Source organism: Bacillus sp. GB_SG_008 (assembly GCF_052038115.1).
GTDB classification, from domain to species: Bacteria; Bacillota; Bacilli; order Bacillales; family Bacillaceae_G; genus Bacillus_A; species Bacillus_A rhizoplanae.
The window spans coordinates 364,253-380,289 of record NZ_JBPZSK010000001.1 but is presented as its reverse complement, the minus strand read 5'-3'; the positions used below and the strand labels follow the sequence as shown (position 1 = coordinate 380,289).

The 16,037-nt window shown below is 39.4% G+C and carries 17 protein-coding genes; 2 read left to right on the top strand and 15 right to left on the bottom strand.

Annotation, left to right across the window (positions count from 1 at the left end; all coding sequences use genetic code 11):
* Nucleotides 1-89: 89 nt before the first annotated feature.
* Nucleotides 90-374: a post-transcriptional regulator gene (locus ACTDJC_RS01825; RefSeq protein ID WP_440602533.1), complete on the bottom strand. Its 285-nt coding sequence runs from the start codon at nt 372-374 to the stop codon at nt 90-92.
* 121 nt (nt 375-495) lie between these two features.
* Here ACTDJC_RS01825 and spoVB point away from each other — a divergent pair, with 121 nt between their 5' ends.
* The gene (gene spoVB / locus ACTDJC_RS01820; RefSeq protein ID WP_098308009.1) at nt 496-2,055 is read left to right on the top strand and encodes a stage V sporulation protein B; all 1,560 of its coding nucleotides are present in this window, start codon (nt 496-498) and stop codon (nt 2,053-2,055) included.
* 31 nt (nt 2,056-2,086) lie between these two features.
* On the opposite strand, the gene ACTDJC_RS01815 is transcribed toward spoVB, so the two are convergent.
* Nucleotides 2,087-2,743 carry a DUF421 domain-containing protein gene (locus tag ACTDJC_RS01815; protein ID WP_429719689.1) on the bottom strand — a complete coding sequence of 219 codons (657 nt, stop codon included), beginning with the start codon at nt 2,741-2,743 and terminating at the stop codon, nt 2,087-2,089.
* A 114-nt stretch (nt 2,744-2,857) separates the two neighbouring features.
* Between ACTDJC_RS01815 and ACTDJC_RS01810 the strand changes: the two genes are divergently transcribed.
* Nucleotides 2,858-3,244, top strand: coding sequence for a TIGR04086 family membrane protein (locus tag ACTDJC_RS01810; RefSeq protein ID WP_098308013.1), 387 nt, complete (start codon nt 2,858-2,860; stop codon nt 3,242-3,244).
* Between the two features lie 44 nt (nt 3,245-3,288).
* Here the strand turns inward: ACTDJC_RS01810 and yajC are convergent, their stop codons facing one another.
* From yajC to nadB, 13 genes are all read right to left on the bottom strand, one after another.
* Nucleotides 3,289-3,549 carry a preprotein translocase subunit YajC gene (gene yajC / locus ACTDJC_RS01805; protein ID WP_429708455.1) on the bottom strand — a complete coding sequence of 87 codons (261 nt, stop codon included), beginning with the start codon at nt 3,547-3,549 and terminating at the stop codon, nt 3,289-3,291.
* A 27-nt stretch (nt 3,550-3,576) separates the two neighbouring features.
* Complete coding sequence (gene tgt, locus ACTDJC_RS01800) at nt 3,577-4,716, bottom strand: tRNA guanosine(34) transglycosylase Tgt (protein WP_336481789.1); 1,140 nt, start codon at nt 4,714-4,716, stop codon at nt 3,577-3,579.
* 14 nt (nt 4,717-4,730) lie between these two features.
* Entirely contained in the window at nt 4,731-5,783 is a 1,053-nt protein-coding gene (queA, locus tag ACTDJC_RS01795) for a tRNA preQ1(34) S-adenosylmethionine ribosyltransferase-isomerase QueA (protein WP_098308019.1), read from the bottom strand.
* Nucleotides 5,784-5,801: 18 nt separating this feature from the next.
* Complete coding sequence (locus ACTDJC_RS01790) at nt 5,802-6,002, bottom strand: DUF2905 domain-containing protein (protein ID WP_440602532.1); 201 nt, start codon at nt 6,000-6,002, stop codon at nt 5,802-5,804.
* On the bottom strand, nt 5,999-7,000 hold the full coding sequence (gene ruvB / locus ACTDJC_RS01785; protein ID WP_098308023.1) for a Holliday junction branch migration DNA helicase RuvB: 1,002 nt from the start codon (nt 6,998-7,000) through the stop codon (nt 5,999-6,001). Before ruvB ends, ACTDJC_RS01790 begins: the two co-directional genes overlap by 4 nt.
* A 5-nt stretch (nt 7,001-7,005) precedes the next feature.
* Nucleotides 7,006-7,623 carry a Holliday junction DNA helicase RuvA gene (gene ruvA / locus ACTDJC_RS01780; RefSeq protein WP_098308025.1) on the bottom strand — a complete coding sequence of 206 codons (618 nt, stop codon included), beginning with the start codon at nt 7,621-7,623 and terminating at the stop codon, nt 7,006-7,008.
* Nucleotides 7,624-7,803: 180 nt separating this feature from the next.
* A complete protein-coding gene (locus ACTDJC_RS01775) occupies nt 7,804-8,334 on the bottom strand; it encodes a BofC C-terminal domain-containing protein (RefSeq protein ID WP_098308027.1) in 531 nt (176 codons plus the stop codon).
* A gap of 518 nt (nt 8,335-8,852) precedes the next feature.
* The gene (locus ACTDJC_RS01770; protein ID WP_141524997.1) at nt 8,853-9,050 is read right to left on the bottom strand and encodes a hypothetical protein; all 198 of its coding nucleotides are present in this window, start codon (nt 9,048-9,050) and stop codon (nt 8,853-8,855) included.
* Nucleotides 9,051-9,124: 74 nt separating this feature from the next.
* Complete coding sequence (locus ACTDJC_RS01765; protein ID WP_098308031.1) at nt 9,125-9,829, bottom strand: YhcN/YlaJ family sporulation lipoprotein; 705 nt, start codon at nt 9,827-9,829, stop codon at nt 9,125-9,127.
* Between the two features lie 352 nt (nt 9,830-10,181).
* Nucleotides 10,182-12,206 (bottom strand): SafA/ExsA family spore coat assembly protein, encoded by a 2,025-nt coding sequence (gene safA / locus ACTDJC_RS01760; RefSeq protein ID WP_440602531.1) that lies wholly within the window; start codon nt 12,204-12,206, stop codon nt 10,182-10,184.
* Nucleotides 12,207-12,485: 279 nt separating this feature from the next.
* Nucleotides 12,486-13,592 (bottom strand): quinolinate synthase NadA, encoded by a 1,107-nt coding sequence (gene nadA, locus ACTDJC_RS01755; RefSeq protein ID WP_440602530.1) that lies wholly within the window; start codon nt 13,590-13,592, stop codon nt 12,486-12,488.
* A 30-nt stretch (nt 13,593-13,622) separates the two neighbouring features.
* Nucleotides 13,623-14,456 (bottom strand): carboxylating nicotinate-nucleotide diphosphorylase, encoded by an 834-nt coding sequence (nadC, locus tag ACTDJC_RS01750; protein ID WP_440602529.1) that lies wholly within the window; start codon nt 14,454-14,456, stop codon nt 13,623-13,625.
* Nucleotides 14,457-14,477: 21 nt separating this feature from the next.
* Nucleotides 14,478-16,004, bottom strand: coding sequence for an L-aspartate oxidase (nadB, locus tag ACTDJC_RS01745; protein WP_440602528.1), 1,527 nt, complete (start codon nt 16,002-16,004; stop codon nt 14,478-14,480).
* Between the last annotated feature and the right edge of the window lie 33 nt (nt 16,005-16,037).

Below are 16,037 nucleotides of genomic sequence, written 5' to 3'. Positions count from 1 at the left end.
CTTTGAACAAAGGCCCTTGTTCCAAATTTACCTCTTTATCAGTATTCATTATTATACTCCAAGAGGAAGAACAAACCAATTACAACCTATTATTTATTTTCATATTCTTCGAACGACCAAAGCGGTGCTTGATACGCCTTCATCGTTAAAAATGTCATGTAATCGTTAGCTGTTAACGTTAACACATCATTTACAAGCTCATACAATCTGACATCACTAGCTACTTTTTTCCACTTTCGGGTCTTTAAACATTTCCAAACGTCTTCCGTTGTAACGCGCTCATAGCCGAGCATTTGAAACTCTTCTACTTTACTTTCTAAGACGATTTTTAACTGTTCCCGGTATGCTTCTATTAACTCTTCTTTTCCAGCCACTTCCAGCTCATCTCCTTCTTATCTCACGTTCCTTATTTCAAATGCTTGTCATGCTTGCCTTATAGATGCATATAAATTATTGTAAATCATTCCACTGATTTTGAGAAGGTAGGAGAAAACTATGACGAAACAAACCTTTTTACGAGGTGCTTTTATTTTAATGTTAGCTGGATTTATCACGAAAATATTAGGCTTTATTAATCGCATTGTAATGGCACGTACTTTAGGAGAAGAAGGTGTTGGATTATATATGATGGCTGTTCCAACATTTATATTAGCTATTACCATTACGCAAATCGGTCTCCCAGTTGCCATCGCAAAACTGATCGCTGAAGCAGAGGCTACACATGATAAACAACAAGTAAAAAAAATATTAACCGTTTCATTAGCTATTACCTCAGTCATTAGTATTCTATTAACAGCCGGAATTATGCTCCTGGCACCTTTGTTAGCAGAAACATTACTAACCGATAAACGAACCTATTATCCATTAATCGCTATTTTACCCGTTGTACCTGTTATTGCAGTTTCCTCTGTGCTTCGCGGTTATTTCCAAGGAAGACAAAACATGAAACCGAGCGCCTACGCACAAGTACTAGAACAAGTCGTTCGCATTACAATTATCGCAGTATGCATACGCTTTTTCTTACCATATGGAATAGAATACGCTGCAGCGGGGGCAATGCTATCTGCCGTGCTCGGAGAAGTTGCTTCTCTTTTATTTCTATTAACATTGTTTCAAAAAGAAAAACATCTTTCTATTCGATCTCATTTTATAGGTACTGTGAAAGAAAGCAAAGACACCTTTTATTCTTTAATGGATATTGCACTTCCTACAACTGGAAGCCGCTTAATCGGATCCATTTCTTATTTTTTTGAACCAATTGTTGTCATGCAAAGTTTAGCAATGGCCGGAGTTACAGCCTCTATCGCAACGCAGCAATACGGTATATTAAATGGATATGCATTTCCACTTTTGTCTCTGCCAGCTTTTATTACCTATGCTCTTTCAACAGCGCTCGTTCCTTCTATTAGTGAAGCAAACGCTAAAAAGCAGCACCGTTTAGTAGAGCGTAGATTGCAGCAAGCAATGCGCATCTCTCTTATTACAGGAGGATGGTCTGTTGTTATTCTATACGTATTCGCCGCACCGGTTTTAACTCTTATGTACGGTTCCGATAATGCGACCCTTTTTATTCAAGTACTCGCACCTTGCTTTTTATTTCACTATTTTCAAGGACCGCTCACATCGGTATTACAGGCCTTAAATTTGGCACGTGCCGCCATGATGAACACGTTTATTGGAGCCATTGTGAAATTACTTGTTATTTTCGTCCTTGCCTCGCAGCCAGAATTTCAAATGATGGGTGTCGCCCTTGCAATCGCAGCAAATATCGTTACCGTTACCTTGCTTCACTATGCAACGGTATTAAAAAGGATTACGTTTACTATTTATATAAAAGATTATGTATACGGATTGCTTGCCATGATCATTGCCGGAGGAGCAGGTTTCTATATGCATAAATACATTTTCTTTTCGCCTTCACTGGGTATGCAAACATTATGGGAAGTACTATTAACTACGGTACTTTATATCTTCCTTTTAATCCTCTTTCGCCTTATTAGAAAAGAAGAATTACTTCGATTACCTATCATTCGTAAATTCTCTTTTTTAAAATAAAAAGTTGCTGCCTATTTCAAGAAGCAACTTTTTATTTATCTTTTAGATCAACAAAAAACTGGCCGTTTTGAAAACTACAATATGAAATGTTTTCAATATCCTTATACCCTAATTTCTTTAGTTTGTCTTCCAACCATATATCGGTATGTTCCATCATATATAAATGTTTTCGTTGAATTTCACCATCAATAATAAGCGGAACTGAAAATAATGGTGTGTCATTTTTACTTTTTTTACTTTTTTGTTTTTCAAATACTGATAATCTTCCAGACGGCTCTAAAATGGCATATTCCACATCACGTATATCACCGATACTTTGCTCACGTAATTGCATGAGCAAATCATCCATATTGTAACGCTGTTTACGCATTTGCTTCTCATCGATTTTTCCCTCACGCACGATAATAGCCGGCTCTCCTTCTAATATATGACGAATACGCTGACTTTTTAACGAAACAAGGGATAAAGCAATTTGGATGACCATAATAAGCACCATCGGAACGAGTTGATGCCAAATGGATTTATCCATATTTTCAATCGCAATAACCGCCATTTCACCCAGCATAATAAAAACGACTAAATCCAAAACACTCAATTCCCCAATTTCACGTTTTCCCATTAGACGAAAAATAATTAACATCACACTGTATAAGATAATTGTTCGAAAGACAATTTGAAGTAGTTCCATCTTTCATTTCCTTTCTCCTTTCAATTTCTATATATTAGTTTCCCCGTACAAAAAGAAACTAGTCTAACTTAGCAAAACAGGAAATATGCTTGTATTAGAAAGGAGAGATGCTCTATGGATGGAACGAAAAAATTATCAATTGCAGTTGGATTCGGCATCGTTACCTTACTTATCTTCGCTTGCCTAGCAAGTATCATCATTGCTTTATTATTGAAGTTTACAAACATAAATGAAGGAACTTTATCCATCGCACTTTTTGTCCTCGCAATTGTGTCGACAATAATCGCTGGATTTGTTGCTGGGGTAAAAGCACAAGGAAAAGGATGGTTTGTCGGTGGATCCACTGGAGTCGTATTTGCCATTCTCGTATTTCTTGTAAATTATTTAGGCTTTTCATCGGCGTTATCAAAGGTACAGCTTCTATATCAACTTGTGATTATTGCAGCAAGTACAATTGGGGGCATACTCGGAGTCAACATTGGTAAGCGTACAACATATTAAAAAAAGCTGTCCTAAAAGTAATACTTTTGGGACAGCTTTTTTCATTAGCTTTTTACAACTTCACGAATCGCACTGCGATCAAATGTAAGGTGTGAGCCACCAGATTTAATCACGATTGTTGTATCAGTTACAGATTCAATTGTACCGTGCAGACCGCCAATTGTTACGATTGGATCGCCTTTTTTCAGTTCGCTTTGCATTTGTGCTACTGCCTTTTGACGCTTTTGTTGCGGGCGAATTAATAAGAAGTAGAAAATCGCAAACATCGCAACGATCATGATAATATTCATCATACCTGGATTCATCTTTTATTCCTCCTTAATTATTATGTATTAGAAATTTTTAGCATTTGGTTTATTAAAGCCATACTGTTCAAAGAACTCATCACGGAAGTCTCCAAGACGGTCTTCACGAATAGCTTGTCTCACCTGCTCCATTAATTTTAACAGAAAATGCAGGTTGTGATAAGACGTTAAACGAATTCCGAATGTTTCATCACATTTCATTAAGTGACGAATGTATGCACGTGAATAGTTTTTACATGTGTAACAATCACAATTTGGATCAAGCGGGCCAAAGTCTTTTGCATACTTCGCATTTTTCACAACTAGACGCCCTTCACTTGTCATACATGTACCATTTCGCGCAATACGAGTTGGAAGTACACAGTCGAACATATCGATACCACGAATTGCACCGTCAATTAACGAGTCTGGAGATCCAACACCCATTAAATAACGAGGCTTATTATCCGGAAGAAGTGGTGTTGTAAATTCAAGCACACGATTCATAATATCTTTTGGTTCTCCAACAGATAATCCACCAACTGCATAACCCGGGAAATCCATTGAAACAAGGTCGCGTGCACTTTGGCGACGAAGTTCTTCAAACTCTCCGCCCTGTACAATACCAAATAGACCTTGATCCTGCGGACGCTGATGCGCTTTTAAACAACGCTCTGCCCAGCGGCTCGTACGCTCTACTGATTTTTTCATATACTCAAATGTCGCTGGAAACGGCGGACACTCATCAAATGCCATCATAATATCAGAACCAAGTGCATTTTGAATTTCCATCGCCTTTTCTGGCGATAAGAATAATTTATCTCCATTTAAGTGATTGCGGAAATGAACACCTTCTTCTTCAATGCGGCGGAAGTCACTTAAACTAAATACTTGGAAGCCACCAGAATCTGTTAAAATTGAACGATCCCAGTTCATAAATTTATGTAAACCGCCTGCCTCGCGTACAATTTCATGACCAGGACGAAGCCATAAATGGTATGTATTACTTAAAATAATCCCCGCATCCATTGCTTTTAATTCTTCTGGCGACATTGTTTTTACTGTCGCAAGTGTTCCTACTGGCATAAAAATTGGCGTTTCAAATGAACCGTGCGGTGTATGAACGCGGCCTAAACGTGCTCCTGTTTGTTTACATGTTTTAATTAATTCATAACGTATTGCTGTCATATAGTTACTCCTTTTTATTTCTTCTCTACTTTAGAGTGAGATGCAACAAACATCGCATCACCGAAACTAAAGAAACGATACTTTTCTTTTACCGCTTCATTGTACGCATGAAGAACATTTTCTCTTCCTGCAAATGCACTCACAAGCATAATTAATGTTGATTTTGGCAAGTGGAAGTTTGTAATCAAACCATCGATTGCTTTAAATTCATATCCTGGATACATGAAAATATCGGTCCAGCCAGAAGCTGCGCAAATCTTACCATTATTGTCTGTTGCAATTGTTTCAAGCGTACGCGTTGATGTTGTACCAACAGTGATAATACGGCCGCCTTCTTGTTTTACACGATTTAGCAAATCGGCTGTTTCCGCCGACATATGATAATACTCTGCGTGCATATGGTGTTCTTCGATTGTATCTGCAGAAACTGGTCTAAATGTCCCAAGTCCAACATGCAGTGTAATAAACGCTAAATGAACGCCTTTTTGCTTCAGTTGTTCTAATAGCTCTTCTGTAAAATGAAGCCCCGCTGTTGGCGCTGCTGCTGAACCAACTTCGCGTGCAAATACCGTCTGATAACGGTCACGATCTTCAAGCGTTTCTTTAATATACGGAGGAAGCGGCATTTCACCAAGTTCATCTAAAATTTCATAGAAAATACCGTCATACGAAAATTCCAACTGACGACCACCTTGTTCGCCAGTTCCAACACATGTTGCTTTTAGTTTTCCCTCACCAAAAGAAATTACCGTTCCTTCTTTCACACGTTTCGCAGGTTTAACAAGCGTCTCCCAAGTATCTCCATCTTCTTGCTTTAATAAAAGCACTTCAATATGTGCACCTGTATCTTCTTTTACACCATGCAAACGAGCAGGCATCACTTTCGTTTCATTTAAAACTAAGCAATCACCCTCATGCAAATAAGAAAGAATATCAGTAAAATGTTTATGCTGAATCTCACCCGTTTCACGATCTAACACCATTAATCTTGATGTTTCACGTTCTTCAAGCGGTATTTGTGCAATGAGTTCTTCTGGCAAATGAAAATCAAACAGATTAATATCCATAACTATGTTCACCTATTTCTATTTGAATCGATTTATGACATACATAATAAAAGATAATACAATACTTATCACAATACACGTAATGATAGGAAAATAAAAGGTAACGTTCCCCTTTTTCACAAAAATATCGCCTGGAAGTCTTCCTATGAACTTCCAAGCCAATCCAAAAACAACCAAAAGGATACCAGCCGTAATAAGCAGCTTTGACATATCCATCATACTTGCGGCATCTCCATTCCGAAATGTTCATAGGCAAGCGGTGTAACAATGCGGCCCCTTGGTGTTCTTTGCAGGAAGCCAATTTGCAGTAAGTACGGCTCATACACATCTTCAATTGTATGAGATTCTTCCCCAATCGTTGCTGAGACTGTTTCTAATCCAACTGGACCTCCACGAAATTTTTCAATAATACCAAGCAATAATTTATGATCAATATGATCTAGCCCAAGTTTATCTACTTGCAGTAGTTCAAGTGCCATTTGTGTAATATCCATCGTAACGGTTCCATCACCGCGCACCTGCGCAAAATCACGTACACGGCGCAGTAAACGGTTCGCAATTCGCGGTGTACCTCGTGCACGCCTTGCAATTTCTAAGGCAGCCAACGAATCAATTTCAACTTCAAACACTTCTGCTGTACGTTCTACAATGGCTGATAACTGATTAACTGTGTAATATTCTAAACGAGACAATACACCGAAACGATCTCGAAGCGGTGCAGATAACGCACCTGCACGCGTCGTTGCACCAACTAGTGTAAACGGAGGTAAATCGAGCCGAACAGAGCGCGCTGTCGGACCTTTTCCAATTACAATATCAAGACAGAAATCTTCCATCGCTGGATATAATACTTCTTCAATTGAGCGATGTAAACGATGAATTTCATCAATGAATAAAACATCACCTGGCTGAAGCGCCGTTAATACCGCTGCTAAATCACCTGGTCGTTCAATTGCCGGTCCTGACGTTGTACGAATATTAACGCCCATTTCATTCGCAATAATATTTGCTAATGTCGTTTTCCCAAGTCCTGGCGGTCCATACAATAAGACGTGATCTAACGTTTCTTCACGCATTTTTGCCGCTTCAATAAATACTTCTAAATTATGTTTTGCTTTATCTTGCCCAATATATTGACGGAGCGTTTGTGGTCTTAACGAATATTCTAAGTCCACATCTTCATATGCGGATTCCCCCGAGACAAGACGTTCGTCCATTCTACTCACCTCTTACCATTTAGTAAAAGACTAAGTGCCTTTTTAATATATTGATCCGTCGTAAGTGACTCTTTTAATAGTTCTGGCACAACGCGAGACACTTCTCGCTCTGCGTATCCAAGTGCTCTAAGTGCTTCCAGTGCTTCATCAAGCTCCGCAGATGTTCCTTTCTTCTCATCGAAACGCTCTGCATCTGAAAATAAGTCAACAAAGGCATCCGGCACAACATCTGCCAATTTCCCTTTTAAGTCTAAAATCATTTGACGCGCTGTTTTCTTTCCAACACCCGGGAACTTCACTAAGAATTTCTCATCCTCATGCTCAATCGCTTGCACAACCTGCCCTGTTTGACCAGAAGCTAGAATCGCAAGGGCACCTTTTGGTCCAATCCCCGATACACCTAAAAGCTTTGTAAATAACAAACGCTCTTCACGCGTTTTAAATCCGTAAAGGGCCATGATATCTTCTCTTACATAATGATATGTATATACGCGAAGTTCTTGTTCACTTCTTTGGAATACATACGGATTTGGAGTAAAAATTTGATAACCAATTCCTTTATGGTCAAGAACGATATATTCCGGTCCTACATATTCCACATAACCTGTAATATATTCAAACAAAACTGTATCTCTCCCTCTCAAATCATGTATTCCATTTTAACATAAATAATGATATAAATGCGAGATTCCCCCAACAAATGTTCTCTATTCTATTTTGTCATTTTCATATTGACAGAGCACCTTCAAAAAATTAATATTGCAAAATGATTTTAGAAAAACAAAAATAAGAAACAGCCGTAGCTATTTTAAGCTACGGCTGTTTCCATTACTCCTAGAATACTGCTCCATATCCTTCATTACTTCCACAAATCGCTCTTTTGATTTCACCCGAATCCCGCGCTTCAACCGTTCACGCTGATAACTCTCCATCTTTTTCATATCAATTTGAAAGAAGGAATGAATGACATTATCGGTTTCTGGCACACCGTTAAAAATTTGGAGAATCCCCTCTTTCGAAACCCCAAAATAACCGCTTGTTTTTAATAACGGTGAAATATCATCAATGCGCTTTTGTAATACAATTTGCCCATCGTCTCGATCGACAAGTTGCCACTCTTTATATTGCTCCAAAAGCTTTTCTAAATTCACGACCTTTTCCGTGAAGATTTCCTGACTCACTTCCCCGTCTAAATATGTACGCTGCAACATGATTGTAATTTGAGGTTCTTGTTGCACTGCATTACCCGAACTTTCTGCCAATGCTACACTCGATTCATGATAAAAACAAAACACAGCTAGCACGATTTGCATTGCAATGATCATGAATTTCATATGCTGTCACCTCTTTTAGGGAAAATAAAAAACTTCTATTTACAGTTTGACCGAAAATAGAAGTTTTATCCCCTAGAAAAGCGGCGCCGACTGTTAACCCACTTAGGCTAAGGTTCTTAGGCGGAAGGAGTTAGGAGGCGAAGCTAGACAATACGAAAACGGAACTGACTAGAATAAATTGAAACTAACCATCAGTGGGGGGTTCTTCATCCCCCACTGATGGTTAGTTGAACCAATCGGGCGCATGCCAGCAGTTATCTCCCCACCTATCTTCCTCGTTTCTTTTTGAATCTTGAGGTGGGAGGATAACTGCCCGTTCATGCGGGATAAACAACAAAAAAGCGGAATAGGATCTTCTTCCTACTCCGCTAGGTTTCTATATAATAAGAAAGACGCCTGTCATGCAGGCGTCTTGATGCGTTTTACGGCGAGAGACCAGGCGGCCACATCCGCGTGTTTAGCACTTAAGCATATCTCTCGTCTTACGTAAATTAGCTCATCGCTTTGTTAATATAACATTAATCATATAAGAAAGCAAGAAGGAAATGAATTACATCGCCATCGTTGGCTTGGAATACATAGCTATCTACACCAATATTTCCACCACCAGCGCTACGCACAACGAAATTGCTATTTCCAGTTACTTTATATCGACCAACAGGAATATTCTTTTCCGCTTTTACTATAACATACAGAAAAAGGTCAAAATCACGCACTCTTATATTTAAGCTCCCAATACGATACATTTCATATAAAAAAAGGGGAAAGGACTAACCCTTTCCCCTTTTCATTATCGCACCACATTATTTACATTTGCACGAAGGTCTTGGAACAGCTGCGTTACGTCACGATTTACATTGTTTGTAACTGTCCCATTTCGAAGACTTGTGCTCAACGTGTCAACACGAGTAAACATATCTTCTTTTGCCGTTACATAGACATTTCGATTGTTAACAAGCGGCGCAACAGCTTTACGAATGTCATCTGTTAATGCTTTTTCATCTGTCCCACTGCGAGATTTTACTGCAATGACAACATCATTACCACGCACAACAGTAGAAACACGTTCCACGTTAGGCATACCCTTTACACGATTGGTAACAGCTTCAGCTGTTTTGGAATCAGCGTTAGCAGGCGCGTTGTTCATCGTCACATTACGAGTTGGATATGGATTCGCTATTTGACCGTGATAATTTACATCACGGTAATAATTGTACCCGACGTTATCACGACGATCATGAATATTTTGGTTAATGTTGGAATACTTTACATTTCCATACTGGTCTGTTTTTGCGTTGTTACGGTATGTGACATAATCTGTGGTACGATCTGTACGCGTTACATTATTGTTCGGATAGGTATTATCGTACGATGTACGCTGGTAATTATAAGTTGCATTACGGTCCATCGCACTTTTATTTGTAGTCGTACCACATGCAGCTAAAGCACTGGTAACTAACAAAGAAGCGGCAATAAGTTTAATTTGTTTGTTCAATATGAAAACCCCCTCTGTTAGGATGAACTTTTCTTTCGAAAAGCTCCTTCTTATCATGAGTCGCAAAGGGGGTTTTTACACTGTCAGTATTTTACTTAAAAGTTTGGAGGTGCTGCTGCTAAACGACGTTTATGCTCCGAGCGGGCATGAAGACGCTCAATGATAAGACTTTTACTTTCGCTTGTAACCACTCAACAAGTTTTTCAATTTTTTGTTCCATTTCTGCTACTTTCTTTCTCAGCAGGATTCATTTGTACTTATTTTATTATATTATCTAATCTTTTCCGAATTTCCACACAGATTTTCACAAAAAAGCCGTTCTTTATAAAAGAACGGCTCCCTGACACTCTTTTTAATTTTCCTCTTCTTCCGGATATGGTGTACCAAATACGGAAGGAGGATTTGATGGATAATACATTGTACCCGGCTGCGGTGTATACGGAATATATGGGTTTTGCTGATAAGTTTCACGTGGGAAGTATGGCATACCTGGCTGCGGGCTATATAATTTAGGTTCATCATCACAACCACAATCCTCTTGTATTGGCGCAATTGGCGGTGCATTATTATCCATTGTTATAGGTGCGACATTTGGATTTGGCATAGAAGTGTATTGCATATCATATGGTGGCATGCCCTGCATTGGCGGCATACCTTGCATTGCTGGCATGCCGTAGTATGGATTTTGTTGATATGGCATTTGATAATGTGGTCCTGGCATCATTTGCTGTGGATATGGTGATTGATATGGCATCTGTTGTGGGTATGATGGTTGATATGGCATCTGTTGTGGGTATGATGGTTGATATGGATACGGCATTGGTGCAAATGGTGGCATTTGATTATTTTCCATCATCGGCATCACATTTGGCATATGGCTACTTTCCATCATTGGCATCACGTTTGGCATTTGATTACTTTCCATCATCGGCATCACGTTTGGCATGTGGCTACTTTCCATCATCGGCATCACGTTTGGCATGTGGCTACTTTCCATCATCGGCATCATATTTGGCATGTGGCTACTTTCCATCATCGGCATCACGTTTGGCATGTGGCTACTTTCCATCATCGGCATCACGTTTGGCATTTGATTACTTTCCATCATCGGCATCACGTTTGGCATTTGATTACTTTCCATCATCGGCATCACGTTTGGCATTTGATTACTTTCCATCATCGGCATCACGTTTGGCATGTGGCTACTTTCCATCATCGGCATCATGTTTGGCATGTGGCTACTTTCCATCATCGGCATCACGTTGGGCATGTGGCTACTTTCCATCATCGGCATCATGTTTGGCATGTGGCTACTTTCCATCATCGGCATCATGTTTGGCATGTGGCTACTTTCCATCATTGGCATCACATTTGGTATTGGGCTATTTTCCATCATTGGCATAACATCTGGTATTGGGCTATTTTCCATTATTGGCATAACACCTGGTATTGGGCTATTCTCCATTATTGGCATCGTAACATTAGGTGGAAGCACTTGTGGAATTTCTTTTGTAACCTGCGGTGCGACGACATTGCTTACATTTTCTTTTTTCACTTCCGGTGCAACGACATTACTTACATTTTCTTTCTTCACTTCTGGTGCGACAACATTACTTACATTTTCTTTCTTCGCTTCCGGCGCGATGATATTGCTTACATTTTCTTTTTTCATTTCCGGTGCGACGACATTACTTACATTTTCTTTCTTCACTTCTGGTGCGACAACATTACTTCCCTTCATTTTATTTACTTGCGGAGAAATTAAATCGTTACCTTTTTTTATAATATCTGCAATTTTATAATCTTTTTTCGCTTTTACTGGCGGTTGCGGTGGCTGTGGTAAAATGTTCACGGAAAATTTTGTGCTCTCTTTTTGTTTTTCTACTTTGCTAACAACGGGTTGCTTCTCAACAACAGGTAGTTTTTCTACTGGTTTCTCTTTTTGTATAGGCTGTTCCTTTTGTATAGGCTGCTCCTTTTGTATAGGCTGCTCCTTTTGTATAGGCTGCTCCTTTTGAACTTCTTTTTGTGGTTTCAATTGCATTTCCTTCTGCGGTTTTTGCGCTGCTGGTTTTTCTGTAATTGGTCCAGCTTGTGGAACGGCTTCCTCCTCTTCTTCTATACCAAGAGGTTTAGGCGCAACTGGAAATTCTTTTTGCTGCACTTCTTTTACATATTCTTTTGGAGGGACTGAACCAGCACCTGGATTTTTTTTAATCGAAACACTGTTAGATGGTACTTTAATTTTCATGCCCGGCATAATTAAGTCTGGATTACTGAGCTGTGTATTCGCGTTTTTTAATGCTTCAAAATCCACCCCGTACTTTTTCGCAATTTTCCAAAGGGTATCCCCTTTTTGCACGATATGAATTTTCAAATTTTCCCCCTCCTGTATAACTTATCTATAATAAAGTGAAACTTCCATCAGTGGAGGTTTTCTTCATCCCCCACTGACGGTTAGTTGAACCAATCAGGCTTTTACGGACAGTTATCTCCACCTATCTTCTTCGCTTTTCTCTGAATCTTAAGGTGGGGGTCTTACTGTCCGTTAATGCGGGATAAAAACGGATATTAACACAATGATTGCTTCAACACAATGTATGCTCATGAAAGAAGAATTATGTACAAAAGAAAAAGCAACGGAAATCCGTTGCTTCTATGCTCGCTCTAACATTCTGTTTAGCGCAAGTACTGCTTCTTCCGTTATTTTTTTATCTACTTGAATTACATTTACATGCTCGCCGCGCTCGATTGCTTCAAGTGCCCATAGTAAATGTGGTAAATCAATGCGATTCATCGTTAAGCACGGGCACATGAATGGATTTAACGAAATAATCTCTTTATCTGGGTGCTGCTGAATAATACGATTGACTAAGTTCATTTCTGTACCGATTGCCCACTTACTTCCGGACGGAGCTTTTTCAATCATATCAATAATATATTTTGTTGAACCTGCATAATCAGAAGCTGCAACAACTTCATAACAGCATTCTGGGTGAACAATAATATTCATATCCGGATGATTTTTTCTTACACTTTCAATATTCTTCACAGTGAAATTTTGATGGACGGAACAATGCCCTTTCCATAAAATAACCTGAACGTCTTCCATATTCCCATCATATTCTAATGAATCTGTGTGCGGATCCCAAACAGCCATTTTTTCCAATGGTACACCGAGGTCATACGCTGTATTACGTCCTAAATGTTGATCTGGTAAGAATAAAATACGTTCTTTTTGTGTAAACGCCCATTTCACCATCTCTTTCGCATTAGAAGATGTAACTGTCGCGCCGCCATTTCGGCCGCAAAATGCTTTGATTGCAGCAGTTGAGTTTACATATGTTAACGGAAGCATTGTATCTCCGAATAATTGCTGCAATTCTTTCCAAGCTCGCTCTGTTTGTTCGATATCAGCCATATCGGCCATGGAACAACCAGCTCGCATATCGGGAAGAATGACAATTTGTTCATCTGTTGTTAACATATCAGCTGTTTCTGCCATAAAATGAACACCGCAAAACACAATATATTTTGCTTCTTTATTGCGCGCTGCTACTTGCGCAAGCTGCAGGGAATCTCCCGTTGAATCTGAAAATTGAACGACCTCATCTTTTTGATAATGATGCCCCGGAATGAAAAGCTTTTCCCCTAACTTTTCTTTAATCTCACGTACACGCGCTTCCATTTCTTTAATTGCCATTGTTTGATAACGCTCTGGTAACATTGTTTCAATTAATTGCACTGTTTCTAAAATACTCATCTGTGAAGTCCCCCTCTTCCCTTCTCACAATCACACTTCAATATTGAAACTAATATCTAATGCTTTAACAGAATGAGTTAATAATCCTAACGAAATGTAATCTACACCTGTTTGACCATACTCTGCTAAATTTTCAATCGTAATTCCACCAGAAGCTTCCGTAACAATCGCACTTGGGACAAGCTTACAGTATTCACGTACTTCTTCTGGCATACGATTATCAAACATAATAATGTCCGCCCCGGCAGCAACTGCTTCTAACACTTGTTCTTTCGTTTCTGTCTCTACTTCTACTTTCACCATATGTCCAAGTCGCTCTTTCACTGCTGTTACCGCTTTTGTAATCGAACCAGCGAACGCAATATGATTATCTTTAATCATGACACCATCATATAATCCAAAGCGATGATTATAACCACCGCCGCATACAACAGCATATTTATCAAACATACGAAGTCCTGGCATTGTTTTTCTCGTATCACAAATGCGTGTATGATCGCTTCCTAGTGCAGTAACTGCTTTTCTTGTCATCGTCGCTACGCCGCTCATACGCTGAATAACATTTAACACAACACGCTCAGCTGTTAATAAAGAAGCAATCGGTCCTTGTACAGTGGCAAGGATATCTCCGTTTTTTACCATATCTCCGTCTTTTGCATGGAGTGTAACTTCAATCCGATTATCTAATAACGTAAAACCTTCCTTAATTACATCGGTCCCTGCAAAAATACCCGTATCCTTTACTAGGAACGTTCCCCGCGCTTGCAAGTCATTTGGAAAAATAAACTGCGATGTTACATCTCGCTCCCCGATATCTTCTAGAAAAAATTGTTTCAATGCCTCTTTTACTTTTAATGTATTCATAGAACCCCTCTTTTCCCTTCGCTATGCTAATTGTAACTTTTTCTTTCTCATTACAATTTCGTGCACCTCATTACTACGCTTTGGAAAATCACTGCGATAATGACCGCCAATACTCTCTTTTCTTTGCATTGCAGCTTTTGTTAGTAACTGACAAACAGTTAACATATTGATAATCGTTATATCCTCATTTGTAAGGGTTTCATATGAGAGCGGCTTGTTATATATTTCATACTGCTCCAGCCATTGCTTCGCATACAATAAGCCTTCTTCTGTACGGACAATGCCAACATATTTCATCATCATCTCTTGTATTTCTTCTTTTTGCGGTAACTGCATATGTTGTAAATCGCCTTGTATCATTACGTGGCTAGTCACTATTTGTGACCCGATATTTGCTAAAATGTGTTCCCCTACACGTTTTCCAAATACAAGGCCTTCTAATAACGAATTACTCGCAAGGCGGTTCGCACCATGTACGCCATTACATGCGACTTCACCCACTGCATATAAACGGTTGATCGATGTTTCCCCGTTACAATTTGTTTTTACACCGCCCATATGAAAATGAGCACCTGGTACAACTGGAATATACTTATTTTCCAGGTTAACGCCATTCTTTTTACATAAAAAAGAAACGGTTGGAAAACGTTCTTCAAAATTTGAAATAGATGAGATATCTACATACACCGTTTCACCAGCTAACATTTGTTCATGGATGGCACGCGCGACCACATCACGCGGTGCAAGGTCTTGTTGTTCATGAATACGCGTCATAAACCGCTCTCCTTTTGCGTTTCGAAGAATAGCTCCTTCTCCGCGCACTGCTTCTGACACAAGACCGCAACAATCCCCATTTACATATAACATCGTTGGATGAAACTGTACAAATTCTAAATCAACAAGCTCTCCCCCAGCTCTATATACCATCGCTAACCCATCACCCGTAACAGTACGATCATTAGAAGTAAACGCATATACTCCGCCAATACCGCCTGTTGCCAGCACAACACACTGTGCGTAATATTTTTGTATATTTCCTTCACTATCACGTGTAACAACACCGTGACAAGTTTGATTTTCTATCATGAAATCCAAAACCATTTCTTGTTCAACAACCGTCACATATGGAAGTACTTGCTCTGCAAGATGCTCTAGCAAATTTTTCCCGGTCGCATCTCCGCCAGCATGTAAAATACGTCGTTTTCGATGCGCACCTTCTTTTCCAAGGTGTAATCCTCGTTCATCACCGTCAAAGCGCATACCGTTATCTAATAAAGTTTTCATTTCTCTCGGCCCTTGCTCTACTAAATAACGAACAGCTTTCGGATTGTTATAATGACACCCTGCTGTAAGCGTATCTTTATAATGATCATCTGGATGATCGTATGAAGCAACTGCTGCCGCAATCCCGCCTTGCGCCAAATTTGTATTGTTATTCCGTCTCGTTTTCTTTGTGATAAGCATCACATTCTTTTCGTGACAAATTGTTTGCGCAACGCGCAGCGCCGCAACCCCGCTTCCGATAATTAAGACATCTGCATTTGGCATTTTCATTGCCCCCTACTTTACACTTTTCAACTG